20 protein-coding genes are annotated in these 20,891 nt (G+C 54.8%); all 20 read left to right on the top strand.

Annotated elements, in window-relative coordinates; genetic code table 11:
* The first annotated feature begins 73 nt into the window (after nt 1-73).
* Complete coding sequence (locus NYE24_RS07255) at nt 74-298, top strand: HNH endonuclease (RefSeq protein WP_342478376.1); 225 nt, start codon at nt 74-76, stop codon at nt 296-298.
* Nucleotides 299-367: 69 nt separating this feature from the next.
* Nucleotides 368-1,057 (top strand): SMI1/KNR4 family protein, encoded by a 690-nt coding sequence (locus tag NYE24_RS07250; protein ID WP_076162503.1) that lies wholly within the window; start codon nt 368-370, stop codon nt 1,055-1,057.
* A 333-nt stretch (nt 1,058-1,390) separates the two neighbouring features.
* A complete protein-coding gene (locus tag NYE24_RS07245; RefSeq protein WP_342478375.1) occupies nt 1,391-3,760 on the top strand; it encodes an ATP-binding protein in 2,370 nt (789 codons plus the stop codon).
* Nucleotides 3,761-3,762: 2 nt separating this feature from the next.
* Nucleotides 3,763-4,335, top strand: coding sequence for a DUF4255 domain-containing protein (locus tag NYE24_RS07240; RefSeq protein WP_342478374.1), 573 nt, complete (start codon nt 3,763-3,765; stop codon nt 4,333-4,335).
* A gap of 216 nt (nt 4,336-4,551) precedes the next feature.
* Complete coding sequence (locus NYE24_RS07235) at nt 4,552-6,090, top strand: phage tail sheath C-terminal domain-containing protein (protein WP_036701046.1); 1,539 nt, start codon at nt 4,552-4,554, stop codon at nt 6,088-6,090.
* A gap of 23 nt (nt 6,091-6,113) precedes the next feature.
* The gene (locus NYE24_RS07230) at nt 6,114-6,557 is read left to right on the top strand and encodes a phage tail protein (RefSeq protein WP_019910188.1); all 444 of its coding nucleotides are present in this window, start codon (nt 6,114-6,116) and stop codon (nt 6,555-6,557) included.
* A gap of 147 nt (nt 6,558-6,704) precedes the next feature.
* Nucleotides 6,705-7,073 carry a hypothetical protein gene (locus tag NYE24_RS07225; RefSeq protein WP_036701224.1) on the top strand — a complete coding sequence of 123 codons (369 nt, stop codon included), beginning with the start codon at nt 6,705-6,707 and terminating at the stop codon, nt 7,071-7,073.
* Nucleotides 7,070-7,255 carry a DUF6760 family protein gene (locus NYE24_RS07220; protein ID WP_076083189.1) on the top strand — a complete coding sequence of 62 codons (186 nt, stop codon included), beginning with the start codon at nt 7,070-7,072 and terminating at the stop codon, nt 7,253-7,255. The genes NYE24_RS07225 and NYE24_RS07220 overlap by 4 nt, the downstream gene beginning before the upstream one ends.
* Before the next feature lie 11 nt (nt 7,256-7,266).
* On the top strand, nt 7,267-7,743 hold the full coding sequence (locus NYE24_RS07215; protein WP_036701048.1) for a phage tail protein: 477 nt from the start codon (nt 7,267-7,269) through the stop codon (nt 7,741-7,743).
* The gene (locus NYE24_RS07210; RefSeq protein ID WP_342478373.1) at nt 7,743-9,296 is read left to right on the top strand and encodes a hypothetical protein; all 1,554 of its coding nucleotides are present in this window, start codon (nt 7,743-7,745) and stop codon (nt 9,294-9,296) included. Before NYE24_RS07215 ends, NYE24_RS07210 begins: the two co-directional genes overlap by 1 nt.
* Nucleotides 9,296-9,907 (top strand): LysM peptidoglycan-binding domain-containing protein, encoded by a 612-nt coding sequence (locus NYE24_RS07205; protein ID WP_036701053.1) that lies wholly within the window; start codon nt 9,296-9,298, stop codon nt 9,905-9,907. The genes NYE24_RS07210 and NYE24_RS07205 overlap by 1 nt, the downstream gene beginning before the upstream one ends.
* 12 nt (nt 9,908-9,919) lie before the next feature.
* Nucleotides 9,920-10,963, top strand: coding sequence for a hypothetical protein (locus NYE24_RS07200; protein WP_342478372.1), 1,044 nt, complete (start codon nt 9,920-9,922; stop codon nt 10,961-10,963).
* On the top strand, nt 10,960-11,679 hold the full coding sequence (locus NYE24_RS07195; RefSeq protein WP_051494044.1) for a phage baseplate assembly protein V: 720 nt from the start codon (nt 10,960-10,962) through the stop codon (nt 11,677-11,679). Before NYE24_RS07200 ends, NYE24_RS07195 begins: the two co-directional genes overlap by 4 nt.
* Nucleotides 11,680-11,695: 16 nt before the next feature.
* The gene (locus NYE24_RS07190) at nt 11,696-12,091 is read left to right on the top strand and encodes a PAAR domain-containing protein (RefSeq protein ID WP_036701058.1); all 396 of its coding nucleotides are present in this window, start codon (nt 11,696-11,698) and stop codon (nt 12,089-12,091) included.
* A gap of 3 nt (nt 12,092-12,094) precedes the next feature.
* Nucleotides 12,095-12,490: a GPW/gp25 family protein gene (locus NYE24_RS07185; protein WP_036701060.1), complete on the top strand. Its 396-nt coding sequence runs from the start codon at nt 12,095-12,097 to the stop codon at nt 12,488-12,490.
* Nucleotides 12,491-12,501: 11 nt separating this feature from the next.
* Complete coding sequence (locus NYE24_RS07180; RefSeq protein ID WP_342478371.1) at nt 12,502-16,143, top strand: putative baseplate assembly protein; 3,642 nt, start codon at nt 12,502-12,504, stop codon at nt 16,141-16,143.
* 22 nt (nt 16,144-16,165) lie between these two features.
* Nucleotides 16,166-17,038, top strand: a complete 873-nt coding sequence (locus NYE24_RS07175; RefSeq protein ID WP_342478370.1) for a hypothetical protein — start codon at nt 16,166-16,168, stop codon at nt 17,036-17,038.
* Entirely contained in the window at nt 17,035-17,784 is a 750-nt protein-coding gene (locus NYE24_RS07170) for a phage tail protein (protein WP_076160509.1), read from the top strand. The genes NYE24_RS07175 and NYE24_RS07170 overlap by 4 nt, the downstream gene beginning before the upstream one ends.
* Nucleotides 17,785-17,812: 28 nt before the next feature.
* Nucleotides 17,813-20,653, top strand: a complete 2,841-nt coding sequence (locus NYE24_RS07165) for a tail fiber domain-containing protein (protein ID WP_342478369.1) — start codon at nt 17,813-17,815, stop codon at nt 20,651-20,653.
* A 19-nt stretch (nt 20,654-20,672) separates the two neighbouring features.
* Complete coding sequence (locus tag NYE24_RS07160; protein WP_036701070.1) at nt 20,673-20,855, top strand: hypothetical protein; 183 nt, start codon at nt 20,673-20,675, stop codon at nt 20,853-20,855.
* Nucleotides 20,856-20,891 lie beyond the last annotated feature (36 nt).

Below are 20,891 nucleotides of genomic sequence, written 5' to 3'. Positions count from 1 at the left end.
AGACGAGCCTATAATATTCAAAGATGGCAAGCCTGATTTTTCAAGATGGTCAAATTATGAATTAGAATTTGAATTGGGACAATTAAATGGAACTGATGCTGATTTTAAACTTGTTTATAATAGGCTCGTAGAACTGGGATTAGCTAAAAATAAAACTCAAGCCAAGGCACTATTAAAGTCTCAAGGATTGACGCCTCACCATTTAAGTAATACAGAAATACAAATGATTCCGTCAAAACTTCATGGAAATATACCACATAAGGGTTCGGCATCTGAAATGAGAAACGCAATGGATTAAACCACGTCAAAAAGATCTAAAGAGAAGAAAGTAGTAGCAAATATAAACTTAAAGGAGCTCAGATAACGAATGAAAGAGATAAACAAAACCTTTAATCGTATGGAAGAACATTTAAATGCTATAGGATTACCAAGTAGAGATATAGTTGATCCCATGGTTCGTGTTTCTAATATTGAAAATAAATACAATATTTCATTTCCTGAATTGTATAAGCTTTTTGTACTTAAATACGGAAATTCTATATTCAATGAAAGTGTTACCTATAAATCAATAGAATTATCTCCTTGTGTAGATAAGAATGGCCTTAGTACTTTTGATTCTTTTTTTGGTTTTGATGGTGGCGTGGATGACCTGGAAAATAAAATTAATCAGTATTATGAAAGAATTCCCAGCTCGTTAGTGCCTATTGCGGACGATGGGAATGGAAATCTTATATGTATCGGTGTAAAGGGTAATTACAATGAGAAAATTTATTTTTGGCATCACGAAGATGAATTGAGTGCAAATTTAATGCTTAATGAAAAAAAATATAGAAATATTGGTTTAGATGATTATTGGGATAATATATTTTTAATTTCAAATACTTTTACTGATTTTATTAATAGTCTTGAAATTGAACAGCCAGAAGAACAAAATGTTGAAGTGAAAATTGTAAGAGAAAGAATGAATAGTGACTTTATTGCTAATATGTTAGCCGCTAGAGCAGAATTGGAGGCAAAAGAAAAAGAAAGAAAAGACAAGAAAAAGGGCAAGGGCTGAATATGGAAGCTGTAGGGAGACTCTTTACTAATTAAATCACCAAAATCAGTAAATCTCTTTTCAGACACCTGCGGCAATCGCGCTCTCAGCAGCATTGGAGTCAAGGTCATCAAGAGCTAATGGGGAAGCGAATGAAAAAGATTTAGGAATTCTAAAAGAATAACAATATCAATTATTGAAGCTTATTCCCTTTAAAGTAATGGGTTAATAAGCTTCTTTTCTTAATATAGTTCATCATAATTTTAATTTCCCCCCTCCCTCCAGTTGTAATCCCCCTCCCAAAACTTACTTTATATATGAACAAGAAAATATAGAGTGAGGACAGAACTGCCGATGAAATTTATTAAATGGGCTAGAAGCTATCGAAAGGAAACAGCGGAGGCTGCTGATGGTGTGGAACGGGTCGAAGCTGCCGAGCTTGGCACAAGCGCTGCTCTTGCTTCCGCTCATGAACCAGCAGTTCCTGAAGCAAATTCCGAAGCAGCAGCTCCCCGAGAGGAGAGCGGCGAACCCGCTCCGCCCTACAGCTCGAACCAAGAGCATCTCGCAGAAGAGCTGCAACTGCTGGAGCTCCGGCTCAAGCTCAGGTACCTTGAAGGACCGCAGCCGCACGCAGAGCTGGAGCTTGTGGACGAGGAGATCCGCAGTTTGCTGGATGTCCAGCCGGAAGATGAGCGTTACATCAATCTCTTAACAGCGGAAATAGCTCAGCTGGAACGGAAGATCGCTGCCAGACTGAGGACTAATTTCCACCCATCAGCAGAGCATTCACCCAGTCCCGCGCCCAGGCTCATGCTCCCGGAGGTCGCTTCTGCACTTAACCTGTCAGGGCTGGAGGTAAGCATCCTGGTTGCTTGTCTGGCGCCTGAGCTGGACGGCAAGTACGGGCGAATCTATGCCTACCTGCAGAATGATATGTCGGACAAGCGCCCTTCGGTGGGTGGGGTCCTGGAGGTATTCGCCGGGGCAGAGGAGGAGCGGCAGGCGGCCCGCTTGCTGTTCGATGTCCGTGCACCGCTGATGAAGCTGCTGCTGGAACGAAGAGGGGAGTACGGCGACAGCCGCATTCCGTTAATCGCCCGGCCGCTGAAGCTGGAGGATTGGGCGGTGAATCTGCTGCTCGGCTATGAGGTGCTGGATGAGCGTCTGACGAAGGCGGCGAAGCTTAGCGCGGTGCCTCTTCCCCAGCAGATCCATTTTCCGGCTGAGCTGGAGCAGAAGCTGCTGCGGTTCGTGAAGCATTACAGCTGCTGCGGAGCCGGCAGCCCTGATAGCTCCAGCAGCCTGCTATACATTAGCGGGCCGGATGAGGCTCTGAAGCTGGGCGGTATCCGCGAGGTCTGCGGCACCCTGGGACTCTCTGTCCTGGTTGCCGATCTGGAGAAGCTGCTGCGCCCTGAGGCTGATTTCAGTGAAATGCTGAGACTGCTTGGACGGCATGCGCTGCTGATGAAGACGGCCCTCTGCTTCACTGGCTTCGACAGCCTGGTGACAGAGGATGACCGATACAGTCTGCAGATCCGGCTCCTTATGGAGATGCTGGCAGACTGTGCACCGCTGACGTTCATCCTTGGAGAAGCGCAGTGGGGAATCAGCTTCACCGGAATTCCGCTGAACTTCATGCAGATCGACTTGCCCTTTCCGGATGCGGCGGCCCGCAAGGCTGCGTGGACTGTCTTGGGTCAGGAGTATAAGCTGTCTCCGCAGATGGAACTGGATGAAGTCAGCGGCAGCTTCCGCTTCACGGCAAGCCAGATCCGGGCCGCTCTGAACGGCGGTGAGAACATCGCCGTCTGGAACGGCTTCAGGGAGAACGGGATCAGCACGAAGGATCTCTACGAAGCCTGTTACTTCCAGTCCAGCCGCAGAATCCAGGCACTGGCCTCGAAGGTCCAGGCCATGTATACCTGGGACATGCTGGTGCTTCCCGAAGAGCAGCTGAATCAGCTGGAGGAAATCTGCCGTCAGGTGAAATACCGCGCACTCGTCTATGGAGAGTGGGGCTTTGCAGGACGGCTGTCGCTCGGCAGAGGGCTGAACATCCTGTTCTCGGGGCCGCCAGGCTCCGGGAAGACGATGGCCGCTGAGGTGATTGCAACTGAGCTGAGTCTGGAACTCTACAAGATCGATGTCTCACAGATTGTGAGCAAGTACATCGGGGAGACCGAGAAGAATCTGTCGCGGATTTTTGATGAGGCGGAGACCTCGAACGCCATTCTCTTCTTCGACGAAGCGGATGCCTTGTTCGGCAAGCGCTCTGAGGTCAAGGATGCGCATGACCGGTATGCGAATGTGGAGATCAGCTACCTGCTGCAGAAGATGGAGGAGTATACGGGAATTGTGATTCTGGCGACCAACCTGAATCAGAACCTGGACGATGCCTTCGCCCGCAGGCTGCACTTCAAGCTGGAATTCCCGTTCCCGGAGCAGCAGCAGCGCGGCCGGATCTGGCGGGGAATGTTCCCGGCGGGAGCGCCGCTTGATCCTGATCTGGATTATGGCTTCATGGCAGAGAAGTTCATTCTGGCCGGAGGCAACATCAAGAACATTGCCTTGAATGCAGCCTTTTATGCGGCGCATGAAGGCTGTTCCATCGGGATGAAGCAGATCATGCTGGCAGCCAAGCGGGAGTATCTGAAGCTGGGCAGAACCTTTTTGCAATCGGATTATGCGCCCTATCACACACTGATCGAGGTGAAATAAGCATGGCCGTGGATACAGGTACGGTAATAAGAGATGTCAGCACCAGCCTGAAGGCACTATTGAAAGCACATGTACCTGAGCTGAACGATGACAGCTTCATCAGCTTCGGCTCTCCGAGTGACATTGACAGCTCAACGATGAAGCTGTCCATGTGTTTGTACTATTTGAGCCATAGCCCGAGTATGCGCAACAGTGAGAAGGAAGCGACCGGCGGCAAGAATGAGTTCATGTATCCGCCGGCTTATCTGGATTTGTACTATCTGCTCACGCCATACGCCAAGGACAGGGAGACCGAGCAGCTGATCCTGGGCCGGATCTTTCAGCTGTTCCATGAGCATCCGGTGCTTAGCGGCAGCGATCTGCGGGGGAACCTGGCCGAATGCGGCAATGAGAAGATCCGGATCTCCTATAACAACCTGACGATTCAGGATATCAAGCAGCTGTGGGAGGTGTTCCCCGGGAAGCCGGCTAAGGTGAGCCTGTCCTATCTGGTGTCGCCGGTGCGGCTGCCTGCGGATAAGACGATCCTGATCCCACGGGTTGAGGTGAAAGAGCTGGGCGTTCATCCCATGTAGACCAAGCTGGCAGAGACTGCTTCTGTGAAGGGAGTGATTCATGGAGGGAATGACATGCAAGGCACCCGTACCAGCGGATATTCCGCAGACAAAGGCAGCTGTGCCTAACCGGATTGTGTAAGCTGATCTAACTTTAGTTTATGCTTTCTCAGCCAGTTATGCCGAAGGTTTCTCTCAGAAGCAGAAGCTAATTAAACTTTTTTAGGAGGGTAAGAGATGGCAAATTATTTATCGCCAGGCGTATATGTGGAGGAAGTCTCAAGCGGGGTCAAGCCGATTGCCGGTGTGGGCACCTCAGTCGGGGCCTTCGTCGGAATCGCAGAAAAAGGGGTCATCGGCAAAGCGGTACTGGTCACCAACTGGAGCCAGTTCGTCAATGAGTTCGGTCAGTTTATCCCTAATGGCTATCTGGCTTATGCCGTGTATAACTTTTTTGCGGAAGGAGGCACCTCCTGCTACGTAGTGAGAGCGGCATCCACCGATATCCGGCCGGCTTCGCTTGCGGTTCGCGATACCGATAATCTGGATTTGTTCAAGGTAGTTGCACGTTCGGAAGGGGAGTGGGGCAACCGAATTTCGGTCAAGATCAGCCCGTCCTCCAACAAGCAGCAATTTGGCTTCAAGATGATTGTGCAGTATTTGCTGGACAGTGATTTCAATAATGAATACAGCGGAGAAGACGAAGAGGGCAAAATCGTCGAAATCTTCGACAACATGCTGCTGATCAATTTTGAAGAAAAGGTGAATCAGGTATCCGCCTTTGTCAGTGTGAAGCCGCTGGTGGACCTGACCATTCTGGAGAATATGGAGAAAACGCCGGCGTTCAATGAAGCAGCCCTGTCCCTCAGCGGCGGTGTGAACGGGATGTCCCCGATTGACTTCCTGGGGGATGCGGTCAAGCGGGCCGGTATCCACGCATTCGATACGATTGACGGCATCAACATTGTAGCGGCTCCAGACCTTGCAGATATGGCGTACAGCCGGGGCACCATCCTGGATATGCTGAATTACTGCAAGCTGAGAAAAGACTGCATCTTCATCGTAGATCCTCCGCATGGCTTAAGCCCGCTGGAGGTCAAGGATTTCAAGGAGGGGGCGGGCGATTATTCGGGCAATTCATTCAATACGTCGTACGGTGCCCTGTACTATCCTTGGGTCTACATTAATGATCCGCTGACCGGGAAGCAGAAGCTTGTGCCGCCGTCCGGGGCGATTGCCGGTACGTACGCTTATGTCGATGCTGTTCGCGGTGTCCACAAAGCACCGGCTGGCACCACCGACGGCTATCTGGATTCCGTAGTAGGGATTGAGAAGATCATCACGAAGGCGGAGCAGGAGCTGCTGAATCCCGGCGGCATCAACGTGATCCGCTCCTTGCCGGAAGGCATCTGTGTCTGGGGGGCCAGAACGTTGTCCGCCGATTCGGAGTGGAGTTACGTCAACGTCCGGCGGCTGATGATGTACATTGAAGAGTCGCTGGATGAGGGCAGCCAGTGGGTCGTGTTTGAACCGAATGATCCGAGCCTGTGGGGCAAGGTCAAACGCAATCTCACCGCCTTCCTGACCCGCGTATGGAGAGATGGTGCGCTCTACGGAACCACGCAGGAAGAGGCCTTTTTCGTCAAAGTGGACGAGGAGAACAATCCGCCTGCTGTAAGGGATGCCGGCCAGCTGATTATCGAAGTGGGCGTAGCCCCGGTCAAACCTGCTGAATTCGTAGTCATCCGGGTCAGCCAGAAGACCTTATCCAAATAAGAGATTGAGAGGAGATTTATGCTATGGCAACCGGCAAAAGATTGGATCCCTACCGCAATTACCGCTTCCGCGTTGTAATTGACGGCATTCAGACCGCAGCCTTTGCGGACGCAACGATTCCGGATACATCCACAGAGGCTGTAGATTACCGGGAGGGCATCGATGCCCCGCATGCGCGCAAGCTGTCGGGCTTGACCAAATTCGGGAACATTACCTTGAAAAAGGGACTGACAGACTCCTTGGAGCTCTACAACTGGCGCAAGTCGATTGAGGACAAAGGCGCGCTGAAAAACCGCAAGAGCTTGTCCATCATCCTGGTGGATGAAGAAGGCAATGACAAGGCGCAGTGGGATATCCTCGAAGCCTGGCCGATCAAGTATGATGTCAGCGCCCTTAGCGCTAAAGGCAACGAGGTCTCTGTCGAGTCGATGGAGCTGGTGCATGAAGGGGTTCGCAGAGTGAAATAGCCTTCCCGCTTATCGTCATCGTCACTGTGGATGTGATGCAATACGCCAAAACATAAGCTGGACGGTATGGACATCATATTCACGGCCGGGGACGCCGGAAGGAAGCGAAGGCATGAGGATGGTCTTGATGAGGAAGTGAGGGAGAACATGGAACTATTACAAACTGAATTCAGCTTCACCCTGCCCAAAGGGTACGTGGATGAAGCGGGCACGCTGCATAAGCAGGGCACCATGCGTCTGGCTACCGCAGCCGATGAGATTACACCGCTCCGGGATTCCCGGGTTCAGCAGAACCCCGCGTATCTGACAGTCATTCTGCTCTCCAGAGTGGTCACCGGACTAGGTGGACTGGGCATGATTACGCCGAGAGTCATCGAAGAATTGTATACGTCGGATTTTGCTTATCTGCAGGATCTGTACAACCGGATTAACCAGAACGGGAGCAATGCGGTTCATGCGCAGTGTCCCAAGTGTGAGCAGCGCTTCGAGCTTGAACTGGAACCGCCGGGGGAATAGTCGGCTACCCCCTTGACCGCCTCTACGAGGAGGTAGCCTTTCTGACCTACTATCTGCACTGGGACTATACGGCGGTGCTGAACCTGGAGCATGCTGAACGGGACCGCTGGTGCAGTGAAGTCAGCCGGATCAACCAGAAGCTGAGTGGCGGGGAAGAGAAGAAGAACTTCTTTGAGGCTTAGGAGAGGATAACATGAAGGCAAATATGCTAAATATCGGCGCCAAAAGAAGCTGGGTGCCCGGGTACCGGGAAGATCCCTTTCTTGCTTATAACTTCATCGTGGAAATTGACGGGATCTCCGTGGCGGGATTCTCAGAGGTCTCAGGCCTTAGCGTGGAGACACAGGTGGAGCGCAAAACCTTCGGCGGTGAGAATCATAAGGAATTTGTGTTCCTGGGACCGACCAAATACTCGGATCTGACGCTGAAAAACGGGGTCACGAATGATGAGTATCTGTGGAACTGGTATCAGAATGTGGTGAACGGGGTCATCCGGCGGCGCAGCGGGTCCATCTGTCTCTTGGATCATTCCGGCACGCCCAAGGTGTGGTGGAACTTCATCGAAGCCTGCCCCATCAAGTGGGAAGGACCGGCGTTCAACGCCAGCAGCAGCGCGGTAGCCGTTGAGAGCCTGGTTCTGACTCACAACGGGCTGTACAGGTACCGGTAATGAGCCGGAGTATTCGGATGGCGGCAGCTCCTGCGAATCAGAAGCAGACTGAGTTCATTCAATCGATTCTGGCAAAATACGGCTTGACCCGCTGGCGGAGCAAGCTGAAGAGTCTGATCCTGCGGCACGATCCGCTATATGCTGCGCAGCCGGAGACATTGCAGCGTACGGACCTGGTGACCAACCATATCCATCAGACATTCTATTATAAGGTAGTGCCAGAGAAGGTACAGCCGGGACCGGCAAGCCGCATCCTGTTGGTGACTCAAAGCGGCATCAGGCCTGGACTAAGCGCTCCATCTGCTTCTCCTGGTCAAGCTGAGGATCTGCGGAGCGGGCTTCATTCAGCAGCCGGACGACTTAACTCCGTACAGGTGCTGCAAGAGAGAGTCTGGCAGTATAGAAGTAATAAACATCAGGTAACAACGGAGTATCGCAAACAGAATGCAGCACTTCATCCGGCTGAACCTGTAACTGTTCAGCCTGCCGGATCAAGACCGGCGCAAGTCTCTGCACCGTCCGGGTTGTCTGTTCTGAAGCCACTGCCTTCAGGCGCTACTGGCGAAAGAAGCCAGAGAGACCGTCAGACCAGAGGCGATCTGCGGACTGCTTCTGTCCTTCCAGGGCAGCAAGACAGGATAACAGGCAGACCGGCACATGCAATTAATCATCATCATCAGCTGGTTCAGGTAATGCAGCTGCTGCGGAGCTATGGCCTTAAGCAAGAACGGGAGACCGGAGCGGAAGCACAGCCCTTGAGGCAGCAGCCAGGGCATCCGGTACGGGCACAAGCATTGAAGCATGAACGGGAGACCGTCCCAGGCTCAGCCGGGACCGCTGTGGAAGCACAGCTTAAGACTCCCACGCTAAGCTTCAAGCCCGGTAATCTGTCGCTTCCGCATTCAAGCGTAAGTACCAGCCTTCAGCTCGGCTTAGGTCAGCAGCTGACGGCAACGCTTGAGCAGCTGGAGAGCAGGCAGGAGCTTCTGAGCCCGCTGCCCGCTGCCGTTAGTACGGTTCATCAGAGGCAGCCGATGAAGTCATTTCAGCTGGCGCAGCCGCAGATCCTGCTGCCGATTGGGGGCGCGTCAGGTGCACCAGCTGCGGCCGGGCAGGCGGCTTCTGCGCGAACGGCTGGAGCCGCAGGACGGGCAGCTCCAAGAGGGCCGGGACCTGCGGCTCCGGTGGAGGCCAGCCTGATCTACGCTGCGGACCGGACAGTGCTTCCGTCCGCCCCGCAGCGAAGAAGGCCGGCCAGTCCGCTTAGGGCGGATGGCCCTGCTTATGAACCGGACCTTCAGCCTGCCGCCAGTCTTAGCCGCCTGGTATTGCGGAAGCCTGAAGCACCGCGCGCGGCTCTGCCGGAGCCCATGCAACAGCAGCTGGAGCGGGTGCTGCAGGAACATGCGGCAGAGCCTCCGGCGCAGACCTTCACCAAGGCCGTTCCGCCGCCGGTCATGAATGCAGCAGAGCTGAATCAGCTGGCTGAGCGGGTCTATCAGGTGCTGGAGAAGAGAATGGACATACGCAAGGATCGGAGGGGGCTAAGATAATGGCGGAGAAAGCGAAGATCATTCCTCTGGATATGCCCGTCGGAGCCATTGAGGTGATGTTTAACCCCAATGAGTACACCGTTTCTTTTGAAGGCAAATATACCGGGGAGAAGAATAACAAGCAATTCCAGATTACAGAGACACCGGAGTTCAAGGTCTCCTTGTTCTACGATACCTACGAGCAGCGCAAGGATGTCCGCAAGAAGACCCGGCAGCTGACCTCGCTGCTTGATCCTAAGGTCAGCGGCAAAAGCACGAAAAAACCGCCGGTGTGCATGTTCGTCTGGGGCGGCTTCACCTACCGCGGCTTGCTGAGCAAGATCGAGCAGAAGTTCACGATGTTCATGGATAACGGCACGCCTGTCCGCTCGCTGCTGGATGTGACCTTCATTACAGATGAGCCGGATAAGTCGGTGGAGGACAGCCAGGGCTTGAATGCCTGCCGGAAGCTGTGGGTGGTCAAAAGCGGGGACCGGCTCGACCTCATTGCGAATGAGGCGCTGAAGGAGCCGCTGGCCTGGCGCAGAATTGCCGAGCTGAACAGGATCGCCAATCCGGTTGGCTTTCCTGGCAAAAATGATATCGGGAGAACTCTGGTTATCCCGGATTAAGGCGGGGATTGCATGGGCACCAGTGTAGCGAATTACAAAATTGAGCTGAACGGAAGCAAGCTGTCCGCTGAACTGACAGCGGCAGTGGAAGGCGTCACGCTGGAGGATGAGCTTAATCTGCCGTCGGTATTCTCTATCCAGATGAATATGGTGAATGCCGGAAGCGGCATGTGGCGGGGAACAGATCTGACGAGCCTGAAGCCGGGCGACCAGCTGAAGCTCTCCCTTGGACTCGACCAGCCGGAGCCGATGATCAGCGGGGAGATTACCTCGCTGGATCTGAACTTTGCGGAGCACTCGGTGCTGGATATCCGCGGATATGATCTGCTGCACCGGCTGCGTATGGGGACGAGAAGCAAAGCTTTTCTGAAGAAGAAGGATAGTGATATTGCGGGGGAAATCGCCAAGGAGCATGGATTGACCCCTGTGGTGGAGGATACCGGAACGGTGTATCCCTACCTCTACCAGAATAATCAGAGCAACTATGAATTTCTGCTGGAGCGGGCAGCCCTGCTTGATTATGAGCTGTTCGCGGCAGATAAGAAGCTGCATTTCGTCAAGTCGCGGTCCGTGAAGGCCCCGGTGCTGCCGGAGATGAGCTTCAAGAAGGATTTTGAACGGCTGAACCTGGAGCTGAGGGCTCTTACCCGGGGGAGTAAGGTGACACTTAAGGGCTGGGATGTGAAGGAGAAGAAGGAGCTTGAGGCTATCGCTAAGAGCGGAGAAGAGACGACCAGAATGGGCGGGAAGGAAGGCGGCTTCACCATCAGCACAGCAGCGGTCGGGGAATCACCGATTGTCATTATGGCCGAGAATCTGCTGGATATGAACGAAGCCAAGGTGCTGGCCGCCGCTGCTTACAACAGCCGCCTGCGCGAGTTCATTGCCGGGGAAGGCATGTGCTGGGGGAACCCGAAGCTCCGGGCAGGACAGACGGTGAAGCTGATGGGTCTGGGCGAGCGCTTCAGCGGAATTTATTACATTGTTGCCACGGTTCACAAGATCGACAGCAAGGGCTATACCACGACGTTCAAGGTGAAGAGGACTGGCCTATGAGTGAAGGACCCGGAATTAGTAATTTTATGGACAGCATCATGAACGAGGGACGGATCTTCGGCGTAATGGTGGGGATTGTCATCAATAATGACTCTACGAACCATGCGGACAAGCCCGGCCCCGGATTGGTGAAGGTGAAGATCCCGCTGATGGGGATGCCGGAATCCAACTGGGCGCGCATGGCGTCCTGGATGGCCGGGAAGGAGCGGGGAGCGTTTTGCCTGCCGGAGGTGGAGGATGAGGTGCTGGTAGCTTTTGAGAACGGGGATGTCAACCGCCCCTATATCATTGGCTCCTTGTGGAATGGCAAAGACATACCGCCGGAGACCAACAAGGATGGCAAGAATAATATCCGCCTGTTCAAATCCCGCAGCGGGCATGTTCTGCAGTTCGCCGATACCAAGGGGGAAGAGAGCATCACGCTTACCTCCGCCAAGGGCCACGTAATCAAGCTGGATGACAAGGGCGGCGCGGAGCAGATCCATATTAGCGACAAGTCAGGCAAGAACCGGATCATCCTGGATACGAAGGCGAATAAGGTATCGGTATCCGCTGGTGCAGATATTGAAATCTCGGCGGGAGGCAAGCTGTCCCTGTCCGCCAAATCCATTGCAATGAAATCATCGGCGGGTACCGCTATCGAAGCTTCGGCCGGGATGGAGGTCAAAGCCGCCGCCAGTATGACGATCAAAGGATCTGTGGTCAACATTAATTAGAGAGGGGGTGCCCTCTATGGGCCAGCCAGCAGCGAAGCAAGGGGACCGGATTCTGGCGACCGATACGCATATCGTCATGCTTCCGGCCGGTGGAGGCCTGGTTCCCACCCCGTTGCCGCATCCCTTCACGGGGATTCTGGACGGTGCGCTGAGCACGAATGTCAAGATTATGGGGCAGCCGGCAGCCACTGTGGATTCTACGGCTACGAATACGCCGGCTCATGTTCCGCAGGGAGGCCCGTTTCAGAAGCCGCCGACCAATAAGGGGACCATCAGCGCCGGAAGCACAACAGTATTCATCAACGGGAAAAAGGCTGCCAGAAACGGTGATCCGGCGGTGACATGCAATGATCCGGCCGACCTTCCGGCAGGGAAAGTGTCTGCTGCGGGGACGGTCTTACTAGGAGGCTGAGAGATGGAAGTTGTAGATTTTTTGGGACGGGGCTGGACGTATCCGCTTGCTGTCCAGCGGGGCAGCGTCCGATCCTCCGGTGGAGAAGACTCCATCCGGGAATCCATTATTCTGATTCTGTCAACGGCCCGCGGCGAGCGGGTCATGCGGCCGGATTTCGGCTGCAGACTGAACGAGCTGGTGTTCTCGCCCAATACCATGAGCACTGCAACCTTGCTGCGAAGCTTCATTGAAGAAGCCTTGCAGAACTGGGAGCCGCGCATTGAAGTGGACGACATTACGGTCACCCCGCGCTCAGACCGCTCCGAGCTTGAGGTGTCCATTGACTATTCAATCAGGGCCAGCAACAGCAAATATAATCTGGTCTATCCATTCTTCCTTGAAAGCGTGGGGAAATAATGCCAAACCAAATGCCTATTATTGATAAACGGGAACAGGAACAGCTGGTTCCCGAGCTACGACGCTTAATCTACCAATACTGCAGCCGGGAATGGACGGATGTGACGGAGCTTGAGGCAGACAAGAAGGCAGATGCCCTGGTCCATATCTTCACCGGGATGATGGGCAAAGTAATCAGCCGGCTGAATCAGGCGCCTGCGAAGAATTTCACCTCCTTCCTGAATCTGATCGGCATTCATCCTACTCCGCCCCGTGCTGCCAAAGTTCCGCTGCTCTTCCGGCTGAAGCCGGATTCGGGCAGCTATAACACGGTTCCGGCCGGAACCCGGGTATCCGCCCAGCCGGAGCAGGGGGCGGAGGTAGTTTTTGAGACGGATAAGGATTTGACCGTCATTATGGCGCAGCCTGTCCGGGCGGTGAGTCTCGATCCGCAGGAGGACCAGTGGAGCAATCAGGATCATCTGCTAGCCGGGGGAGCTGCCGGCAGACCTGCCCGGCTGTTCAGGGGGGATTCGACAGTTGTCCACAGATTGTATCTGGGACATACAGAGTTGCTCGGATTCCAGGAAGCGGGCAGCAGCTTATCGGTCTATTTCAACAAGCCGGATGCAGCCGCGTTGAGCAAGGCCGCGCCGGAGCAGGATAGAACCGGAGATCTGCTGAACCATATCGACTGGTTCTGTTTCGATGATGAAGGGAATTCTGTGCAGCTGTATCCTTCCTCGATAGCCGAAGCACAAGAGGACGAAGATGCTCTGTGGAGGGCGGTGGTCCGGTTCGACCGGCTGACTGGCGTGCATACGAAGACGCTGGCCGGGTACGAACCGTCCGGGGTGCTGCGGGAATGGCCGGGCAAATGGATTTTCGCTGAGCTGAAGAGGCCCATAACTGCCGGTACGCAAATGCCGGATATCGAAGATATCCGCCTGGAGCTTAACGTGGTGAGTCCGCAGCCGCTCCCGCCGGATGTGACGGTGAATAATGGGAACCTGCTGGATATGGGCAAGGATTATTATCCGCTGGGGGACAAGCCCAGAATCAATGATACGTTCTATATCGCCTGCGGGGAGGCCTTCTCGAAGCCGGGTGCCCGAATTACGCTGAGGGTAGAGCTGTCAGAGCCGGAGATCAGCAAGCTGCCGGACACACCGTATGTGAGAATCGGCTGGGAATATTGGAACGGGCAGGAATGGCTTGCGATCACCGGTCTTGAGGAGAGAACGGACGAAGGCGGTGCAGCTTATGGCGGCGCTGCCCTCCGTGCGGTCAGCAGCCTTACTGCCAGCGGAACGCTGAGCTTCGTCTGTCCGGGTATCCAGAAGCTGACGCTGGGCGGTGAAGAGCAGTACTGGGTCCGGGCCCGCATCACCGGCGGGAATTACGGCGAGGATGCGAAATACGAATATCAGGATGAAGAGGTCAAGCTGGGAGAAGGCAGCATCAATGTAGCCAAGCTCAAGGTGACCCAGGCCACATACGCGCCGCCTTCCATCCGTAAGCTCAGTATAGCCTACAGCTACACACTGGAGGCGCACCCGCAGACCGTGCTTACAGAGAATAACTTCAGCTTCGCTGACAAGTCGGCGGCCTGCCGCAACGAAGGCGAATATTTCAAGCCCTTCTATCCGTGCACCGAGACGGAGCCGACCTTCTACCTGGGCTTTGACCGTGATATCAGCGATCTGCCCGTGTCGCTCTTCTTTCCGCTAACCGGTGAACAGCTGGGACGTCCGGTAGTGGCGTGGGAGTATTGGGACAGCAGAAGATGGCTGACGCTCAGCGTGAATGATGAGATCAGAGGCTTCACCCGCAGGGAGATTCTGCAGTTTGCCGTGCCGGGAGATATTGCGAGACGGCCGCTGTTCGGCACGGAGCAATACTGGATACGTGCCCGGCTGGATGAAGGCCGGTTCGAGATAGTCCCGCAGGTGGACGCTATTCTCGCTAACGCGGTCTGGGCCCGCAATTCCAATACCGCTGCGGGAGAGCTTCTGGGCTCCAGCAACGGTGAGGAGAATCAGACCGTTCAGTTGTCCAAAATACCCGTGCTGCCCGGCCAGCTTCTCAAGGTCCGGGAAGCCACAGGTCAGGGGACATGGATACCGTGGGAGGAAGTCAATACGTTCTCCGTATCCGGTTCAGATTCAAGGCACTATATGCTGGACAGAAGCACCGGAATGATCATGTTCGGGGATGGACGGAGCGGAATGATTCCGCCTATGGGCACAGACAACATCGTGTGTGACTACAAGCATGGCGGCGGAGCGTCCGGGAATGTAGCCGCAGGCTCGGTATCCCGGATATGGGACAGCTACAGCTGGCTGGATTCCGTAACTAATCCGGTGGCGGCGGACGGCGGCTTCGATCAGGAGGAAGCAGAGCAGGCTGAGCTTCGCGGGCCGCATACGCTGAAGAGCTGGAACAGGGGCGTAACCGCTGAGGACATGGAATGGCTGGTGCGCGAGGCGATGCCTCAGATCGCCAAGGTGAAATGTCTTAGTGCTATGAACCGGGAGCTGGATTTCACCCCGGGTAGAGCTACCCTGATCGTGGTGCCGGAGACGGACGATCCGAGGCCGGTCCCGAGCCAGGAATTGCGCAGTGAGATTGAAGCCTATCTGTGTGAACGGATCTCAGCCCCTCTAAACACCGCCGAGCCGCGGATTGAAGTCATTGGCCCGGACTATGTCCGTACTGCTGTGGAGGCAACCGTAGTCTTTACCTCTCTGGACCAGCGGAAGGTAGCTGAGGGACGGATCATTGACAACCTGAAGCAGTTTTTTCATCCGCTGAAGGGCGCAGACGGGAACAAGGGCTGGGAGCTGGGACAGAACCTGTATGTCTCCGAGGTCTATGCCGTGATTAAGAATACGCCGGGTGTTGACTATGTATCGGATGTGCTCGTCAAAGCTTCAGTGCAATGCTTCACGCTGAAGCTGGAGCCGCTTGAGAACGGGCCGTATAAGCCACAGGCCGCTTATCCGAAATACAGTCTGGTCCGTTCTGAGGACAACGCGCTTCAATTTGCTCTTGCCGAGGCGGTGGATGCCGGGGATGAAGTGAAATCGCTGGTGCTCAGAGGGTTCAAGGAGAACGGAATCATCAGGCTCCGCTACAGATCCCGGAAGCCGGTAGAGCTGATTGTCCTCACCATCGACGGTGACATGCTCGAATGCCAGACCCTTGACGAAGAACCGCTTGCAGAGAGCTATCCCGAGGGCAGCGATCTGGAATTTGATCTTACGGATGATCTGACGGTCCGGACGTATATCCTGAGTAGGCTGGATTCGGGGGCGGTAACCTTTGTTGTGAAGACCGCTGTATTCGAGGAGAAGGATATTGTCTTCCTGAGCCGGACGGATGAATACATCAACACCACACCGCTCAAGATCCGTACCCTCACCAGCGGCAATATTCATCTGGAAGAGGATGAGCTGATCTGCGGCGGGCTGCATCTGGTGAACAAGCCGGAGGAACATCCCTTTCCGTATCTTATGGATAAGCGGGCGGGCCTGCTGCATGATTTGACCGCAACCACGGCAGCGTGCGGGCTGGAGACTATCCGCAGGGAAGAGCGGAGGTATCTGACGGGGCTGTCCGGTATTCCGGACACAGTGGTGCGGTGTCCGCATTGTAATACTTTGGAGCCGTAACTACAGAAAGGAGGAAGAACTTATGCCGCTTCCAGTATTGAAGCTGGATGATCTTAGCTTTGACCAGCTTGTGGCCGATGCCACTGCGCTGATTCCGCTCTACGATCCGGATTGGACGAACTATAATCCCTCCGATCCCGGCATTACCCTGGTGGAGCTGTTCGCCTATTTCACGGAGATGGTTCTCTACAGGCTTGACCAGGTGACCGATGAGAGCAGGCAGCAGTTCCTCAAGCTGCTTGGTATCACCCTGGAGGACGGGGAGGAGCTCGCCAGCGGAATATCACGCGGGGCGAAGCAGTTCTCCGAATGCTATAGGGCTGTGACGGCAGAAGATTACCAGCTGCTGGCGAGGCAGAGCCTGCTGGATATCCCGGGGATTCGGACCACGTATCCAGACCTTGCAGTCCGTACGCTCTGTCTGATTAATACGGATATGGAGAACGGCACCGGGCGGGATAAAGAAGCCTTCGGGCATGTGTCCGTAGTTCTGGTGCTCCAGACCGCGAATCAGCAGGATCTGCGCAGAGACATGGCGGAGATCAAGCAACAGGTTAAAGCCATCCTGGAGCAGAGCAAGCTGCTGACGACCCGAGTCCATGTTGTTGAGCCAGATTACCGGGATGTTGTGATTGAGATGACGGTTGCCGCCGGGAATCAGAGCATCGGAAGCATCGTCCATGGCAGCATTGCACAGTTTCTGGACCCGGTTAACGGGGGGGAGCACGGACAGGGCTGGCTTCCGGGGAGGAAGCTGTACGCCTCGGATCTGTATCATCTGGTAGAGGGAATCGCCGGCATTGATCATGTGACCAGCGTGAACCTGGACTCGCCTGACCTGCTGCCGTTCCAGTTATTTAAGCTGAAGGACCTGAAGATTGAGGTGGAAGCATGAGCAAGACAGACGGATACAGTTATGTCGAGTATCTCCCCCGGGTGTTCCAGCAGAAATCGGGGGAGCCGGATGAACAGTTTTTTCTGGGACGGTTCCTGAAGGCCTTCGAAGCCATGCTCTCGGGCAATACGGGGACGGCAGGCGCGGAATCTGCGGGAATGGAAGCTTTGCTGGACGGATTGCAACAATACTTCGATCCGCAGACGGCTCCCTCGCAGTTTCTGCCCTGGCTTGCAGGCTGGGTAGGCCTCCAGTTGGCGGAAGGTGTGGAGTATGACGGTGAGGAGGATAACCAGGAGCGCACGCTTGCCCCTACGCAGATTCTTCCGCTTGCGGACACCCGCAGCACCGTTAACCGCAAGCTGATCAGCAGCATCGTCCAGCTCTATAAGAAACGCGGAACCCTGGGCGGTCTGGCCGAATATTTGCAGGTTCACGCCGGTGAAGAGGCGGCCATCCATATCTATAGCTACGAGGAGCCTGTCCGTCTCGGTAACGCCCGGCGTATAGGCATTAATACGATGGTCGGGGCGGCTGAGCCGAGCTACTTCTCCGTCCATATCATCCTCCCGGCGTACAGCCGGAGCCTGCTGCAGCAGAAGGTGCGGAATCTGCAGGAGGTGATCCGGAAGGAGCGGCCCTTTTACACCAATTCCAGCTTGAATATTGAAGTTCCGTCTATGCGTCTGGGGGTCTATGGGCGTGTGGGGATGGAGACCTTAGTCGGGGGTATGACAGAGCAATAGAGATTATAGACCGGGAGGCAAGCGAATCATGGGAAAAGAATTAAGAAGAATGCGCTACTTTGACGGGCTCTTCCTGAACGCTGAGGATTACATGCTCGATCAGGAATTTCATCTGCGCCTGCAGCGGTTGCATAACCGCTATCTGCATACCTGGGGGATTGTATGCGGGCTCAAGGTACTGCCCTCTGCGAAGCCGGGGGAATCCATGAAGGTGAATATTGCAGAGGGGCTGGCCCTGAATCTGGTGCTGGTCAAGAATGGTGACAAGTATGAGAGCATCAGCCAGGAAATCCTGATCTATGAGGGGCATCCGGATAATCCGGTCAACCTCTCCGAGTATAACGCCAATGAGAATATCTACATCTGGGTCAGCTATGAAGAGGTGAAGGCCGACTACAGCATCGAGCGTGGACAAGGGGAACAGATCCATATCTGGGAGCGGGGGAAAATCAGTTATGGGACCACCAAGCCTGAGGGTACGGACACGATCCTTCTGGCCCGGGTGGTTCCCCGTACCGATGGGGCGGGAGTGACCATCGACAGTACATGTATATACGATTACGACAGCGATGCGGCCCGGACGCCCTTAAGAACCTATGCCGGTGCCGCCGGCAAGAAGCTGGTCACGGAGAAGCTGGTAATCCCGGTTCAGAGTGAAGACAGCATGGACAGCGCGGGGCTGAGTGAAGCCGTTCTGGCAGCGATGCCGTCCATGTCTACACTGCAGGCTGGCAAAGTGCTGGAGATCAGAGCTCCCGAGACACGCTTCACCGGGGCTATGAGCGTAGCCGGAGCGCTAACGATTGAGGGCGAGCTGATTCTGAAGAGCAAGGACAAGGCCCAGAGCGAGATGCGGATTATGAACAGCTTCGTCGAGGTAAATAGCCCCAACACGGATGATCCGAACTATGTATTTCCCGGTGCGCGTGATGGCGGTCTGGAGGTATACCGGGGCGACGAGGGCAAGCATGATGCGCGGATTGTCTGGGTGGAGGAGGATAAATGCTTCAAGGCCGGGCTTGGCAACGATCTAAAGACCATTGCCTACGGCAACGAGTGGGACAGCCTGATCAAGTCTGAATTCGCTGATCTGCTGCACCGGCACAGTAAGCTGTCTTCGCCATCAGGCCTGAGCTTAGGCTTCACTGGAGCGGGCAAGCTGTACAGTGATGCTGATCTTGCCCTTCAGGATGACAGAATCCTGCTGCTGAAGGGGACGAACCCGGACACGGTTGACCATTCGCATGGCCTGGGCTGGTTCGGCGCCGGGAAGCCCTTCGCTGCGGCAGAGGTAGAGGGTCCGGTGTTATTCGGCGGCAGCGGCGGGGCACTCGGTACTCGGACGGTTAATGCTGATGGCTCCCGCACAGACAAGCAGGCATTATCCTGGAATAAGAACGGCTATGTCGGCATCGGCCCGCAGAAGGTACTGGAGGATTCGCTGGATGTCGAGGGCAGCGTACGCCTGCTCAGCGGCCGGAACCCGCTCCGCTTCACCTCGGCTTGGACGGGCTTTCCCGACAAACAGACGAACGGTGCGGAGATCTGTAACGATACTACAGACTACAAGGCCCTGATGATAGTCGGCAATAACTCTGCCGGGCAGAAGAGAAAGGTCGCTATCTGGGACCGGCTGGATGTGAACGGATTTCTGTATGTGAACGGGACAATGCAGGCCTCCCAGGAGATTATTCCTAGCGCGGGGAACGGGGAGCACAGCGGCATTATATTCCCGGCCAATCCGGGCGGAGGCGGGTATGATCAGGCTTGGATCAAGTACTATCCCCGTACAGGCGAGGATTGCACACTGGAGATCGGTACCTCCAATGACAGGAGTGACCATATCTCTCTGATAGCTTCCGGTAATGTGGGCATCGGCACACTGGAGCCTGCGGACAAGCTGGACGTGGCAGGGGAAATGCGTATTCTGAGCGGGCAGAATCCGGTTCGCTTCACCTCTGGATGGACAGGCTTCACGGGTCAATCCCCCAAGAATGCCGAGATCAGTAACGATACCACGAACTACAATTCATTGATGATCGCGGGTAACGGGATGTCGGGAGTCCGCAGAGTCTCCATCTGGGACAATCTCGATGTCAATGGCTCCCTGCAGGTGAAGGGGGGCGCCTATATTGGCGGTGATCTTGAGATCAAAGGCAGTATCAAGACAGACGTATTTAACTTCGCCGGCAAATTCAAAAAGCTGGATGTGGCTGAGGAATTCGCCGCCACTGTTCGCTGCGCTGATTTCTGCATCGGTTATCCCGGACGCCGGGGGGCTCCCGGCCGGGCGCTAGTTGATAATGGCAGCCATCTGGTGCTCAATTACGGCAACGACTGGTCTTATGCTTCTGTCCACAGCAGCCTGGAAGTGAGAAATGCCCTGATCCCGAGCGCGGGCAGCGGCAACAACGGGATTATCTTCCCGTCCGATCCCGGCGGAGGCAGCGGCGACTCGGCCTGGATCAAGTACTATCCGACCAGCGGGGAGAACTGCGTGCTGGACATCGGAGTCTCTAATGATGCCGGCGACCGCATCTATCTTCATGCCAGCGGCGGGGTCTATGCCAACGGCAGCATGTACTGGTGGTCCTCGCGCGAGCTGAAGGACAATATTGCGGATATTCCGGTCAAGGAAGCGAAGCAGCTGCTGGACGGGCTAAATCCGGTCTCTTTTAAATACAAAGGAGGCACCAAGCAAAAGACCCTCGGCTTCATTGCGGAAGAAGTACCTGCTGTTCTGGCCGATCCGGATCAGCGGGCGATCAGCGGGATGGATATCATTGCCGTTCTGACCAGCGTCATGAAGGATCAGCAGAAGGCAATTACAAGAATGCAAAAACAAATCGACACCCTGCAGGGTGCCTAAACCTTAGGAGGATGAACTTATGAAAGAACAATTGGAAGCACGTATGAATGAACTGAAGGCAGAGCTGGAATCCGGGCGGCAGATGATCCAGGAGCTGGACGAGAAGCGTACCAATCTGGGATATACCCTGACACGCATCAGCGGGGCCATACAGGTGCTGGAGGAGCTGGCTGCCGCTGAAGAGGAGTCCGTTCAGGCCTAAGCAAGCTGTAACTATGAAGAGCCGGGAGGAGTGGGA

This window comes from Paenibacillus sp. FSL H7-0350 (genome assembly GCF_038593195.1).
Lineage (GTDB): Bacteria > Bacillota > Bacilli > Paenibacillales > Paenibacillaceae > Paenibacillus_AQ.
This window is presented reverse-complemented; position numbering and strand designations above follow the sequence as displayed.